The sequence below is a fragment of the Prosthecobacter sp. Pr1 genome (assembly GCF_057652315.1).
Genome location: NZ_JBYFBS010000001.1, coordinates 204,170 through 217,300, shown reverse-complemented (window position 1 = coordinate 217,300; position 13,131 = coordinate 204,170). Strand labels below are relative to the sequence as shown.

Annotated in this window: 11 protein-coding genes; 5 read left to right on the top strand and 6 right to left on the bottom strand. The window is 58.1% G+C overall.

The annotated features are described in order from the left end of the window. Positions 1–3 precede the first annotated feature (3 nt). Positions 4–2,427, bottom strand: a complete 2,424-nt coding sequence (locus tag AC24GY_RS01010; protein WP_487679540.1) for a GAF domain-containing protein — start codon at positions 2,425–2,427, stop codon at positions 4–6. A 36-nt stretch (positions 2,428–2,463) separates the two neighbouring features. Further along, positions 2,464–2,829, bottom strand: coding sequence for a cupin domain-containing protein (locus AC24GY_RS01005; protein ID WP_487679538.1), 366 nt, complete (start codon positions 2,827–2,829; stop codon positions 2,464–2,466). Between the two features lie 263 nt (positions 2,830–3,092). On the opposite strand from AC24GY_RS01005, the gene AC24GY_RS01000 reads away from it, so the two are divergent. From AC24GY_RS01000 to AC24GY_RS00980, 5 genes are read left to right on the top strand one after another with little or no spacing between them, the layout of a single operon-like run. Next, a complete protein-coding gene (locus AC24GY_RS01000; protein WP_487679536.1) occupies positions 3,093–5,702 on the top strand; it encodes a polysaccharide deacetylase family protein in 2,610 nt (869 codons plus the stop codon). 24 nt (positions 5,703–5,726) lie between these two features. Further along, on the top strand, positions 5,727–7,412 hold the full coding sequence (locus AC24GY_RS00995) for a hypothetical protein (RefSeq protein WP_487679534.1): 1,686 nt from the start codon (positions 5,727–5,729) through the stop codon (positions 7,410–7,412). A gap of 50 nt (positions 7,413–7,462) precedes the next feature. Then, positions 7,463–7,669: a type II toxin-antitoxin system HicB family antitoxin gene (locus tag AC24GY_RS00990; protein WP_422322131.1), complete on the top strand. Its 207-nt coding sequence runs from the start codon at positions 7,463–7,465 to the stop codon at positions 7,667–7,669. Continuing rightward, positions 7,662–7,877, top strand: a complete 216-nt coding sequence (locus AC24GY_RS00985; protein WP_422322130.1) for a type II toxin-antitoxin system HicA family toxin — start codon at positions 7,662–7,664, stop codon at positions 7,875–7,877. Before AC24GY_RS00990 ends, AC24GY_RS00985 begins: the two co-directional genes overlap by 8 nt. Positions 7,878–7,909: 32 nt before the next feature. Further along, complete coding sequence (locus AC24GY_RS00980) at positions 7,910–8,359, top strand: hypothetical protein (protein WP_487679531.1); 450 nt, start codon at positions 7,910–7,912, stop codon at positions 8,357–8,359. Between the two features lie 7 nt (positions 8,360–8,366). On the opposite strand, the gene AC24GY_RS00975 is transcribed toward AC24GY_RS00980, so the two are convergent. The 4 genes from AC24GY_RS00975 to AC24GY_RS00960 form a co-directional block, all read right to left on the bottom strand. Further along, the gene (locus AC24GY_RS00975; protein WP_487679529.1) at positions 8,367–10,520 is read right to left on the bottom strand and encodes a RecQ family ATP-dependent DNA helicase; all 2,154 of its coding nucleotides are present in this window, start codon (positions 10,518–10,520) and stop codon (positions 8,367–8,369) included. Positions 10,521–10,638: 118 nt separating this feature from the next. Continuing rightward, positions 10,639–11,724: a sugar phosphate isomerase/epimerase family protein gene (locus tag AC24GY_RS00970; RefSeq protein WP_487679527.1), complete on the bottom strand. Its 1,086-nt coding sequence runs from the start codon at positions 11,722–11,724 to the stop codon at positions 10,639–10,641. 124 nt (positions 11,725–11,848) lie between these two features. Beyond that, positions 11,849–12,076: a hypothetical protein gene (locus tag AC24GY_RS00965; RefSeq protein ID WP_487679525.1), complete on the bottom strand. Its 228-nt coding sequence runs from the start codon at positions 12,074–12,076 to the stop codon at positions 11,849–11,851. Between the two features lie 46 nt (positions 12,077–12,122). Beyond that, positions 12,123–13,097 (bottom strand): hypothetical protein, encoded by a 975-nt coding sequence (locus AC24GY_RS00960; protein WP_487679523.1) that lies wholly within the window; start codon positions 13,095–13,097, stop codon positions 12,123–12,125. Positions 13,098–13,131: the final 34 nt, after the last annotated feature.

Here is a 13,131-nt window from a genome sequence, read left to right as displayed (position 1 = left end):
AATTTAAATGATTGTATCTCTAAAAACCAGTCGAACTTCGGTAATACCATCTGATTTGCGGGTAGGCGAAATTTCAAGGCTACCATTGTGAGCTTCCATAATTTTGTCCACAATCCACAGCCCAACGCCATTACCTTCCCCAGTCTGATATTGGGCTTTCACCCCACGCTCTCCGCGTTTTTTAAATCGGGTAGTTTCTTGACCTTGAATAGGTATTCCTTGGTTAGAAACGCATACCCAGAATTGGCCAGTCTTAGATTTTCCGGCTTTCACTTCAATCTTAGTGTTGGAATAGCTGTATTTAACAGCATTATCCACCAGACAGGAGAGGGCCTGAGTGATGAATTCCAAGTCCGCTCTCATTCCAGTGGGGACATGCCGATAGAAACTGTCAGCATTTAACACTAGGCGCACGTTACGATTTTGGGCAGCCAAACGAGGCTGATTAGATAAGCATATTTCTCCCGCCACTTTCACCCAGTCTGCAGGGGTGATTTCAATGCCATGAACAGTTAGACGTTCATCATGTCCTAGTTTTGCAATTACCCCAACGATTTTGGCCATCATTAAAGATCGTTTTACCATGCCACGTAGAGCATTCAGGTCAGCCGGGGGAACCCATTTCTGCGCATCAACCATATCAGTCAGGCGCCGTTCGGCGTCTGTCAAAGGTCCCTTCATCTGGTGGGCGATATCCTCATATGCCTGAGCCTGTTGCTTAACAGCATCTGACTCCTTGCGTTTGTTCTCCCATGCCTGCTCTTGAAGTTTGACTCTTGAATATTCAATCCCCATTAGACGTCCTATAGTTTCTGCCATGCTAACAGTATAAGCAGGAAAAGAACGCTCTTTGCAGGAGCGGATGTCAATAACGCCCACTACTTCTTCATCGGCATCAATAATCGGTGCGATGATCATGTGCCGAACATCATCGAAGACCTTTTTATATCCTGCATACCGGCTTACATTTTCGAAAACCCTAGTTCTCTTGCTTTTCACCACTCCCGCCGCTAGACTGGTTGCTCCATCGCCATCCAGTGGCTGACTTCGTTTGATCGCTGCATTCAACTCCTGCTTGCTGACATGTTCACTTGGAGCTGGGTAGGCATAAAAATATAGACTTTGAGTCGCTGTATCAATCAACCGCACTGTATTGATTTCCGCATCAGGGATTACTTTTTCCACTAGGCGCAATCCTTGCAAGAAGGTATCCTTATAAACCCCTTTTTTGCTCTGATAGTGACCGCCACCAGCCTCGGCCAGCTTTTTCCATGCGTTCTTTTCTCGACGATGCTCATACTCTTGTTCCCAAGCACGTAGTAGTAGCCCCAGCTTGCGAATGGCAAGGTCCAAAAGTTCGATGTCATCTGTGGAGAAGAAAAAGCGTCCCGTACGCAGGTTCCAGCAGTGCACCAAGCCTTCAACCTTCCCATGGCGGTCGAAAATCGGCACCCCCAACCAAGCATGAGGGTGAGGACCTTCTTTTTCTCCAGGATTTTGCCGCTCAAAGCCGGGATATTTACTCTTGAGTTCATCAATCATTTCTGTGCAATTGCGAGTATCATGAATTCGCAATGGTTTTCCTGTTTCTAAAACTAAGCCGCTAAAACCAGTATTGCGTTTTGCAAAAAGAGGCCGACGCGCTTTTTTAGCGTGCTGCCCTGGTGTTACATATCGACACTCAAAACACTCTGCCACAGAAGCACTGGGTAAAAAAATGGCCACTTCCTGGCATTGAAAGGCATGCTTAACCGCTTTCGCCCACCGACGCAAAGCACCAGTTAACCATTGCTTTGCTTCCTCGCGTTCCAATTTAGTCAAGAACTCATCAACAATCGCTTCTGTCTCCTTTAATAGCTCGTAGGCGGCACGATCCCATGCCGAGCGATACAGACGAGAAAGCACCTTGGCAGCTCGTTTAGCAACAAAGCATTCTTCATCACCAAACTCTGGTTGGTCACTCCGACGGTACAAGCATATGGCTGCTTGACGTCCGCTTAAATGAAATACCATGGGCACCGCTAGTGCTCGTGATATATTCTGTGATTCAAACAAATGGGCAAATTTGATTCCATCATCTTTTATGTGATTAGATACCCTTTCTGTTTGTAGGATGACTGCCTCCGCAGCCAGCATGCGGAGGCCATTGTCGTCGTGAAGAGGCAACCGCGCAATTGGGGGCATATCCCCACTCTTTAGCCAACCCGCCACCAAGTTCATATAACCTATTGGGGGGGAAGTAGTGAGATCTACATCCCCTGTGCAACGCCAGAGCGCAGCTCCCGAGGCACCTGCCATACCTGCCAGCGCCTGGAGCATTTTTGTAATTGCGAGTCGGGCAGGATTCGCGAACGAGGCTTCGACAAAGCGATCAGCATCCCATCGTGGGAAACCAGTTTTCGGCGAGGTTAGAAACTTCCTGCCCATATGGGTTGATGCTACAGCACTATTTCATCTGGTCAATCACCACCCCTCAAACTCCGTCTCCCGATCCGCCGAAGAAAAGCAGATCACTATCTCCGCATCCTTCCCATCCAGCGCACTCGCATTGTGCCACTGACCCGCAGGAATGGAAATGATGTCGCCGGAATTGAGAATGTACTTCTGATCCCCAAGACTGTGCTCCAATCGGCCCTTGAGCAGGTGCAAAATTTCATCGCAATTGGGGTGCCTGTGACGCGGGTTCGTCTGGCCTGCCGGGATGATCACATGCCCCATCGTCATCGTGGTTGAATTCCCCATCTCGCGCGAGGCCAGCCACGTGAGTTTTCCCCACGGCTGATCGATCAAAATGCCTTCGGCAAACGTGCGAATAGGAGATCCATTCATGATGCCTGTCATGATTCCCATGACGCAGGGTTTGGCGACTGATTTCTGAGTTCTGTCAGCGAGGTAAGTTGTTTGTAAACCAATGTTTAGAGCATTGCTTACAGTTATTGAAACTCTACGGTGACAGTGTTCGCAGTTTTGAATGCCCAACGCACCCTGTCATGCACTCCGCATCACTCACTTCCCGGTTCACGCGCTCTACATCCGGCCTGCTGTCGAAACTCCGCGTTGTGGCCCTCTTGGGGCTGATGGGAATCCCGGGAATGGCGTCGGATCTGCCCTCCTACCGCAGCCTGTTCGTCGATCAATCGCTGCGCCCTGATGCACGCTCTCTCGCCGCCTTCGACCTCGCCATTTTGAATCCTCAGGCGCAGCTCGACATGGAGCCCGGCCATGCCCTGGGAAACAACTACTTCGCGCTGCTCGACATCGCTCATTTCCGCACCGGCACACCTGCCGCCATGCAGAGCGCAGCGCGCCAGTTGTCCTCGAAACCTTCCGCCTCAGACCAGCAGACCCGCATCATCGATCCCACAGATTCCCAATGGCTCCCCTGGGTCGTCGAAGCCCTCGCAGACCCGGCCGCGAAGAACGGGTTCGACGGCTTTGTCCTCAGCTTCGGCGCTGAAGCAACCACTCCAGCAGCACGCACCGCCGTGCTTTCACTCGCCGCCACCCTGCGCCAGCGTTATCCAGACAAGCATCTCCTGCTGGATCTCAGTCTGGGACTTGGCGTGGAAGCCGTTCACATTGCCAATGGTTTCCTCGCCCTCGGCGTTTACACCCGGGAAGGCAGAAACGGCGTAGTGGACTGGACGCCCATCGTGGAAACACAGCGCCTCACACGCCTCATCCGCACCGTTCAGATGCAGGGCCTGCGCGTTTTCGCCGTGGAGTATGCCTCGGCCGATGACCGCACCGGTTGCCGCGAAGCCGCGCAGCGTCTCACCAGCCTCGGCGCTGTTCCCTTCATCACCACTCCGACGCTGACCGGCGTCAATCTGGGTCCTCTGGAAGAAGTCTCCCGCCGCGTGCTGGTGCTTCACGGCTGGGATGAAAAGCACGTCGGCGAAAAGTCCTCCCCCGCAGCAGCCACCGTCACCTCACGCCTCCTGCGTCAGTCCTTGGAATGGCTGGGCTGCGAGCTCGATTTCCGCGCTGCCAGTGGCACCAGCTTCCTGCCGGCAGACCACGATTTCGCCGCCGTCATCCTCGACTCCACCCTGGTCCTCAGCGCTGAACAGCAGACGACCCTGGCCGCCTGGCTGCCCTCGCTGCGTGCCCGGAAAATCCCCCTGCTTCTCACCGGCATGCCATGGACGGACGCCGCCGCACGCCGTCTCGCCCTCCAGCATCTCGGCCTCGGTGGCAGCGCCCAACCGGCAGCCCGCCTCGTCAAAACGAATGTTGTCGCCATGGATTCCTCCTTGCTGCGCGTGAACACGAAGATCACCTCCCGCTCGCTCGGCTTTCTCGATCTCACAGCCCCAGCAGACTCCCGCATCGTGCTGGGACTCTATGGCCAGGATGCCATGGGCACCGGACATCGCTTTGATCAGGCATTCCTCACCAGCTGGGGCGCTGCATGGATTGATCCAGCTGCTGAGGCCGCCTCCTCACAGCTCGATCTTCCAGCCTTCCTCACTCAATGGCTCGGTGCCGACCGCAGCCTCCCCGTGCCAGACACCACCACACGCACCGGCCGCCGGATCTTTTACAGCCACATCGACAGCACCGGCTTCTCCACCCCTTCCACCCTTCCCGGCTTCCCTCTCTGCTCCGAGGTCATGCGTGACCGCATTCTGGGCCGCAATCTTCTGCCTGTCACGGTTTCCGTTTGTGAAGCCGAAATGCGTGCCTGGCTGCCCGGCCAGCAGACCGGCCAGGCCGAGCGGCTCGAACACGTGGCCCGCAGCATTTTTGAAATGCTGCAGGTTCAGGCCGCTTCGAACTCCTTTTCACGTCCATCCCAATGGACCGCTGACATCGACATCACCAGCAGGCTCAACGACCGCGCCAAAACCACCCGTCATGACATGGAGCGCGAGATCGCCGGCTCCATGAGCTACATCCATCGCCGCCTGCTCCCGCTGGGCAAGGAGGTGAGCCTCATGCTCTGGCCTGCCAACGCCACTCCTTCCGCTGAAGCTGTTAGCTACTGCCACGCCATGGGTGTTGAGAGCCTTTCTTCGACATCCAGTTTTGATCCCATCTCCAGCCCCTCAGGCTCCCGCACGCCCCTCCGCATGGAGCCCCTCGCCCTCCGCTGCAGCTTCGCGGATGTGCGCACCGCAGCAGGCCTTGCTTCGCTCGAAAAAACCTTCGCTGCATGCTCGGAACAACCGCTGCATGCCATGACCACCGCCGCCTATGCCGCGAGCGTGCGCGATGCCCGGCACACCCGCATCCTGCGTGCCGCTGCGGATCATTGGATCATCCTGAATGCCGGTGACTGCCGCACCCTGCGCCTGCCCGCGACAGCCGGCCTGCCTGACATGGCGCGCTGCCAGGGAGTTTCAGGCTACAATGTGGATCAGGGTCAGCTCTACATCCACACCATGGGCTGTGCGCGCACCGAACTGGTGCTCACTAAAAACAAACCGGCACAGCACCTCCATCTTGTGGAATGCAGCACGGCGGTTTCATTCTTTGAGCTGACCACAGGCCGCGCCACCTTCCAGGTTCGCGATCTCCGTCCCGTGGAAATCGTGCTCGGTGGTTTCGAGCCCCGCGGCCAGTGCGCTTATCTCGAAAACGGCCGCCCTTACACCGCAAACGCAGACGCTCAGGGCCTCGTTCATCTCGAAGTCGCCTGCCGTTCCACCGTCTCCCTCCAGTCCCTGCCGCCCGCCGCCCACGCGGCCATGCGCTGATCCCCACCTCTTTTCCGAGCCCTCATGTCACGCAGCTCCCGCCAGGCTTTCCTGCTCATTTTTTCCTACACCATGCTCGCCGTCGCCTGGGGCTGGCGCCTGCTGGCCAACGATCCGTCCGCCCCCAAGGAAAACCCGCTGCTGAACACCACACGCACCGCCATCGCTTCCAGCCTCGCTCATGTTCCCAAGCACCTGCAACTGCCTGCCGTGTTTCAGCTCGCATTGCTGCCGGATAGTGAAGTGGAGGCGCTGCACACCTGGCTGAAGGCGGCCCCCGAGCAGCGGCTCCGTCAGCTCACGGTGCAGCAGGGTCCGCTCCATACGCCCTGCCCGCTGAACACCGCGCTTCTGTTTGTCGAACTCACGCGCACCGACGCACCGCTCATCGACGAAAGCAGGCTCCTCGTCTCCGCCGCCGGCGACCGCATCGAAGAACCCCATAAAATCGAAGCACTCGAACTGCTCGCCTCGCAGGCCATGGCGACCCACGAACGCACCTTGGCCGTCGAAATCCATGAGCGTGTGTGCGACTCTGCCGCCGCCACCTGGCAGAATGTGCTGAACCTCACCGAGGCTGCACGCACTGCACGGCGTCCGGCGGCAGCCTTGCGTGTCGTGAATGAGTGGCTCGGTGCTACGCCGCCGCGCCTCAATGAGGCCGACCGAGAAGCTGCCCTTGATCTGCAGAGCACCCTTCTGCTCGAAGGCACCCGCTATGCCGAAGCCTCCCGTGTCGCGCTCGATTCTCTGCGTGCCTTGAAGCCCGCAGACGCCATCCCGCCGCGCCTCATGCAGCGCGCGCTGCATGCCACCCGCGCCGCAGGAGAATCCGCTGAACTGCTGCCTTGGATCGAGCGCCAGCTGCGCACCTGCCCCGACCACAAGCGTTCTCTGAAAGAACTCGCCTCGGCAACAGCCATCGACCCTGAATATCGTCGCTGGCTCAACGAAGGCGCCAGCATCGCCGATCTCAATCATCTGACCAGCATCGCCTGCGAGTTGTACTTCCGCCTCGCCGCCATCGGTGAGACCCAGGTGCTGGCCCGCTTGCACGCACTGGCCACCCAAATCGGGCATGGCAAAGAACTCACCAACGTGCTCACCAGCCTGCAGGGCCGCTTCTCCCCGGTGCAACTGGCACAGGCGCTGACCGACGGCGATGCACCTGCGGCTGCTCGCACACTGCTCGCCGCCCACCTCCAGTCATCACCCGATGACCGCGCAGGCTGGCGTTTGCTCACACAGCTCGACATCATGCTGCGCGGCGAATCCTCCGCTCCGATGCTGTGGGAAGGCTTCCTCAAACGCTTCCCCGACGATGCGCCCGCTTTGCAGCACCTCGCCAGGCTGCAAGTCTCCGCCGCGCAGCCTTCCCAGGCCCTGCGCACACTTCAGTCCATTCCCAGCGCGCAGCTCGATGAAGCCACCCTGCGCCTCACCACCGCTCTAGCCATCCAGCTCGATGACATTTCCTCCGCCCATCGTGCGCAGCAGCTTCTCATCGAGTCTTCACCCCATCCCGCTGTCAGCGATGTCCTCGCCCTCGCCACCACCACCCTTCAGCATCCTGAAGGTGGAGCTGCGCAGACCGCATTGACAGCGGCTCTCGCCAAACTACCCGCCGGCACCGCACTCCACCAATCCCTCACCGCCCTGTCCAGCATCAGCGAAGCCACACCCTTCAACACTGCGGCAAAGTCTGAGTAAGCATCATAATGCATGCTTGATTAGTCCGGTCTGTCCGTCACATTTGCCATATGCAACTGACAGCTGTCCTCACACCGGCGGAAGAAGGAGGCTATGTTGCCTTCAATCCGGAAACTGGAACCACGAGCCAGGGTGAATCCGTTGCCGAGGCCGTTGAAAATCTGCGTGAGGCCACGGAACTGTTTCTCGAAGAGTTTCCGCAACGCCGCATTCTTGGGCATGCGCTCATGACAACTTTCGAACTTTCGCATGCCTAAGCTCCCCCACGTATCGGGCAGGGAGGCCGTGCGCGCTTTGCAAAAGCTGGGTTTCGAGGTGTCCCGTCAAAAGGGCAGTCATATCGTCATGAAACGTGGTGCCGATGGCTGCGTGATACCAAATCACCCGGAGATCAAAACCGGCACGCTCGCGGGTGTGCTCCGGCAGGCTGGAATCTCCGCAGAAGAATTCATTGCTGCTCTTTGAGCAGTTTGAAGCTCCTTGCAGACTTACTCACCATGAAATCCATTCACGCCTTTCTGCTTCTCCTGCTCATCCTCACCTCCGCCGGTTGCAGCACACTGCCGCGTGATGAATACAGCCGCCGTCAGGTTTATGAGCGCCGCTTGCGCAGCCTCGAATTCCCCGTCAGCCGCGCTCGTCTCTACAAAACCCTGCGCCCCGCCTCACCTGCATCCCCCACCGGCCAAACCGGCTCCGGCCTCCTCACCGGCAGCGAATTTTACCGCCTGGACGACATCTTCGTGGTCGAAATGTCCGTCGTCTACAAAGCGGTGACCGGCATCGACGACTACCTCAATTCCGCCCCCACCGTCGGCAGTCAGGTCCGCTCCATTCTCGATGCCTCTCGCAGCATTGAAAACTTCATGGATCGCGGCACCCCGGAACATCCAGCCGACATCATTCAAAAAGCACGCATCCTGAAGCGGCCGGTGATGCGCTATTAATCCGGTCTCACCCGTGCTTCTTGATGATCTGAATGAAGTCCGGCAGATACTCCTTCGCCTTCTTCTCGCCCACCCCGCGAATCTTGAGCCCCGCCTCAATCGTCTTCGGCTTCAGTCGCGTCATAAACTCCAGCGTCTGATTGCTGAAGATAATATAGGGCGGCACGCCCTCGGCCACGGCCACGGCAGTGCGGTGCCGTTTGAGCTTCTCAAACAGCGCATCATCAAACCCAAGCTCGCGCGCAGCCAGTTCCTCATTCATCGCCGTCTTGCCCTTCGGCTTCGTCACCGGCGCATGCATCGAAGGCCAGCGCATCTTCACGTTCAGGCCCTTTTTCATCACCTCCGCGCCACGGGAAGTCAGCGTGACTTTCGGATACTCACCGCCGCTGGTCTCAATGAGCCCGAGCTTTTCAATTTCGGCAAACAGAGGGTGCAGCGCATGCGTGCCCACATCCTTGAGCAGCCCATACGTAGTTAGCTGGTCATGCCCCGCGTCCACGATCTCCTTGGACTTGCTGCCCACCAGCATCTGGATGATGCGCCCTTTGCCAAAGCGCCCTTCCCACGTGCCATCCGGCAGCTTCACGGACATACGGGCAATGCCGCTCAGCGCCTGCCGCAGCATCGTGACTTCGTCCGCTCCGCCTTCACGAGGTGGCTGCACGCCTTCAGCCCGGCACACATCGCAGGTGCCGCAGGGCGTGCTTTCGCTCTCGCCGAAGTAGCGCAAAATCTGCTCCTGCCGGCAGGCCTTGTCATCGTAGCAGAGCTCCACCATCGCCTTGAGCTTCGAGCGGTCACGGCGGTCTTTCTCCTTCAGGGCGTCCGTGTCGAATTTCAGATCACGCGTCAGCACAGTCGGCTGCAGCAGTCGCGTGCCACGGATGCGTTTGCCGGGAATGTCAAAACGTTCGATGTAGTCGTTCCGGTTCAGGAAACTCAGGGCCGAGCCGATCGCCATGCTGTTCTTCGCGCCGGAACGCTCCGTGATGTCATCAATCGAAGCCTGCACCTCATGATTGGAGTCCGCCGCATTCAGCAGCGTCTGGTACACATTGCGGATGATGTCCACGCTCGGGTTGTTCCCATCAATGAAGAACTCCTGCGTCTTCGTGTCGGCAAAATTAAAGAACAAATCGCACTGCGAAGGCTCACCATCGCGCCCCGCACGCCCTGCCTCCTGGTAATAAGCCTCCACACTGCCAGGCACATCGAAGTGCACCACAAACCGCACGTCAGAGCGGTCGATCCCCATGCCAAAGGCGTTCGTAGCCACGGCCACATCCGCCTTCTTCGTGATAAACTTCGTCTGCCGCGACTCGCGCTCCTTGTCATCCAGCCCGCCATGGTACTCGATCACCTTGATCTTCCACGAACGCAGCTCCTCGCCCACCTCCTCCACCCGTTTGCGCGTGGAGCAGTAGATGATGCCCGTTTTGAACTGCGAGATGATCTTCCTCAGCCGGTCATACTTGTCCGAGTTCGATTTCGTATGCGCGATGTTCAAGCTCAGGTTCGGGCGCTCAAAGCCACGAATCGTCACAAACGGATCACGCAGCGCGAGCGTCTGCAAAATGTCATCCCTCACCTCAGGCGTAGCCGTCGCGGTCAGGGCCACGACCTGCGGTCGATCCAGCTGCGCCAGCGCCTCGCCCAGCCGCATGTAATCCGGTCGAAAATCATGCCCCCACTGCGAAAGACAGTGCGCTTCATCCACCGCCACCAGCGCAATCTGCACCTGCCGCAGCGCGTTCGTAAACGCCCGGCTGCGAAACCGCTCCGGCGCCACATAGACCAGCTTGTAGTCGCCGCGTCGCAACGCATCGATGCGCTCCTGCTGCTCGCCCAGCGAGATCGAGCTGTTGATCAGCGTCGCAGGAATACCCCGCCGCTCCAGCGCATCCACCTGATCCTTCATCAAGGCAATCAGCGGACTCACCACCACTGTCACGCCGTCCATCACCATCGCAGGAAGCTGGTAGCACAGCGATTTGCCTCCCCCAGTCGGCATGATCACCATCGTATCACGCCCGCTCAGGATGCTCGCCATCACCGTTTCCTGACCATCCAAAAACTCCCGAAAGCCAAAATACTTCTGCAACGCCATCTTGGCGTCGTGAATGGGAGTGGAGGCTGCAGTTGGAAGAAGTTCGGACACGGACGCTCGATCATGCACGCAGGGAGGATGAGCCGCAAGAACCCACAAAAATTAACAAAAAAGAAGATCCAGACTCCCCCTCTTATTTTTGCTCATTTTTGCGCCTCTTTGCGGCCAATCAATGCTCGTCCTTCTTCCCCGCAGCCTTCGGCTTCAGCGAAGGCGTAAACCCATACTTCTCCCCCGCCTGACGCAGGCATTTTACAATATTGGTCTCCTCAAACTCCAACGCCGCCTCGAGATTGAGCCCGCTCGTCTTGGGCATCTTCTCCGCCTTGCGCTCACGCGCCATCATCAGGGTGCGCGCCAGTTCCGTGCCCGGCTTGTCAGGGAAAGTGGCCCAGTAGTTCGGCTTGAGACAGGGAATGTCGAGCGGATCACGCGTGATCATCTCCAGGTGGTAGTCGATCTGCGGATTGTACTTTTCAAACAAGGCAAACATGCGCGGAAGATCCAGGAGGCCCTCTCCCAGCGGCACTTCGGCCAGCAGAAAACCCGTCGCCGTCTCCTGCACCGCCATGTCCTTGATATGCGTGGTCACCGCAAAGGGCGCGAGCGTTTCAACGACCGTCATCGGATCTTCCAGCAAAGCGATGCTGTTGCCCGTATCGACACACGCCCCAATGTGCGGACTGCTCAGACGCCCCAGCACCTCCGCAAGCTCCGCCGCATGAAAGTCCTTGTGATTCTCAATGCCAATCTTCACCTTCTGCCGCCGCGCCACTGGCTCCGCAAGCTGCATGGACTTAAACGCCCCGTCCTTCCAGTGCCTGAAGTCCTCCAGGCTGGCAAACAGCTCATAGCGCCTTCCTCCGGTAGCCGAACGAAAAATCGTCGCCCCCGCCTCCTTGGCGATCCTCACCTCCTGCTCAAATCGCCCCACATCATTCTCATTCTTCGGCAGCGTGATGCTGCCCTCCAGCTTCATGCCATAGGATTCACAGGTCGCGCGCACCTTCCCCGCAAACTCACTCGTCCACCCACCCACCAGCGTCTGCAATGAACCCACGCCAAGATCCCGCACATGATCCAGCACATCCAGCGCATGCTCAAACGGCGGATACTTCAGATTCGAGTACTTCCCCTGCCAGCGCTTCCAGTACGAATGAATCACGATCCCCATCTTCTTCCCCCGCAGGGCTCCCGAAGAAGGCAGCGCAGCCGCAAAAGCAGCAGCAGAGGTGAGAAACGTGCGTCGGTTCATGCGGTTTCAGTGAACGTGCATCCAAAGGAAATCATTTCTCCCACTTGATCAGCAATCTTACTGCCGAAACAACAACTCACGTATTTAGATTGGGGAGAATGGGCCTCATCAAACCAATCCACCTTCACCACCATCGAAGCCAGTCAGCCAGACTATGCCAGAACTCGTCTCCTTTTCGCATGGCGAGATAGCCAAAGAAAAGAGCGATGCCCGCGACAAACGCCCAAAAGTTCCCGCTAAAGGTCGCGATCTCTCTCAATGCGAAGATGAAGCCGATAAAACCACCAAATAGAAAACCACATCCAAATCGAAGACGCTTCTCAGAGGAGTCTGGCTCGGGGCTGTCTTTCATTACATAAATAATTGGCCATGCCTGACCACCGTATCAAACTTTGCATTCACCTCACCACCCCACCCACCCACTCCGGCTGCCGCTTCGCCAGGCACTCAGACAGCCACCGCACCAGATCGGCCACAGAGTCATGCTTCTTCCGCAAGGTATTGAGCGCAGACCAGTCAAGCGTCGGGCGCGACGTCGGCAGCGTGATCTTCTGAATGCGCAGCAGATTATGCACCGCCTCAAACTCCGCCGCACTCATGGCGCGCAGCTCCTTCGCCGAGGGCAGGTCATCCAGCACGGTCAGCGGAATCCCCAGGCTGCTGATGCCCACGCCAAACTGATGCCCGAGACTCCGCAGTGCATCCACGAGCGCCTCGTCATTCAGGCCTTCCGCGATCACGATCTCGCTCTGCAGCGTCCACCGTGTGGCGCTGAGCGCCTGAAAAAAGTCGGCGCTGAAGGTGTCCGGCGCCACGCTGAGCTTGAGTTGCACCCCGGCCAGCCCCACTTCCGGTCCACCTAGATGTCGGCGCAGATCAAGCATCGCCGCATCAAAACGCGGCGCATCATCGCTGCCCGTGTCGAGATCCCAATCAGCCACCACGAGATCGGGAATATCCCACTCACCTTCCATGCTCGGCGTCCCGCTGCTGTTGCGATTGAGCAGGAAGGGATAGCGCGAGCGCTGCAGGCACAGCCGCTCATAGATGGCCACCATCCGCAGGTAGCGCGACCAGCATTGATCGCTCTCGCCAATCTCGCTGTCGAACAGCCCCTGGCGCGTCACGCCGTTGCTGCCAGAGAGCGTTTTTTTCTGCCGCTGGTAGTACCCCTGGCCCTGATCCACCTTCGCGATGGGCGACGTGGGATCGTAGCTGAGGATGGAAAAATGGTAGCGCAGCGTGGCGTCGCTGTAGCCGTCTCCGAGGCGCAAGCGCACAAGGCGGATGAGTTCGGTGCCCTTGATCGAGTCCGCAGGATCATGCGGCAGGATTTCGGGCAGCAGTAGTCGCAGTTGTTCGCGTAGGTTCATCCTTGGTGCTGTGTCACAGCATGGCTGCGAAGCA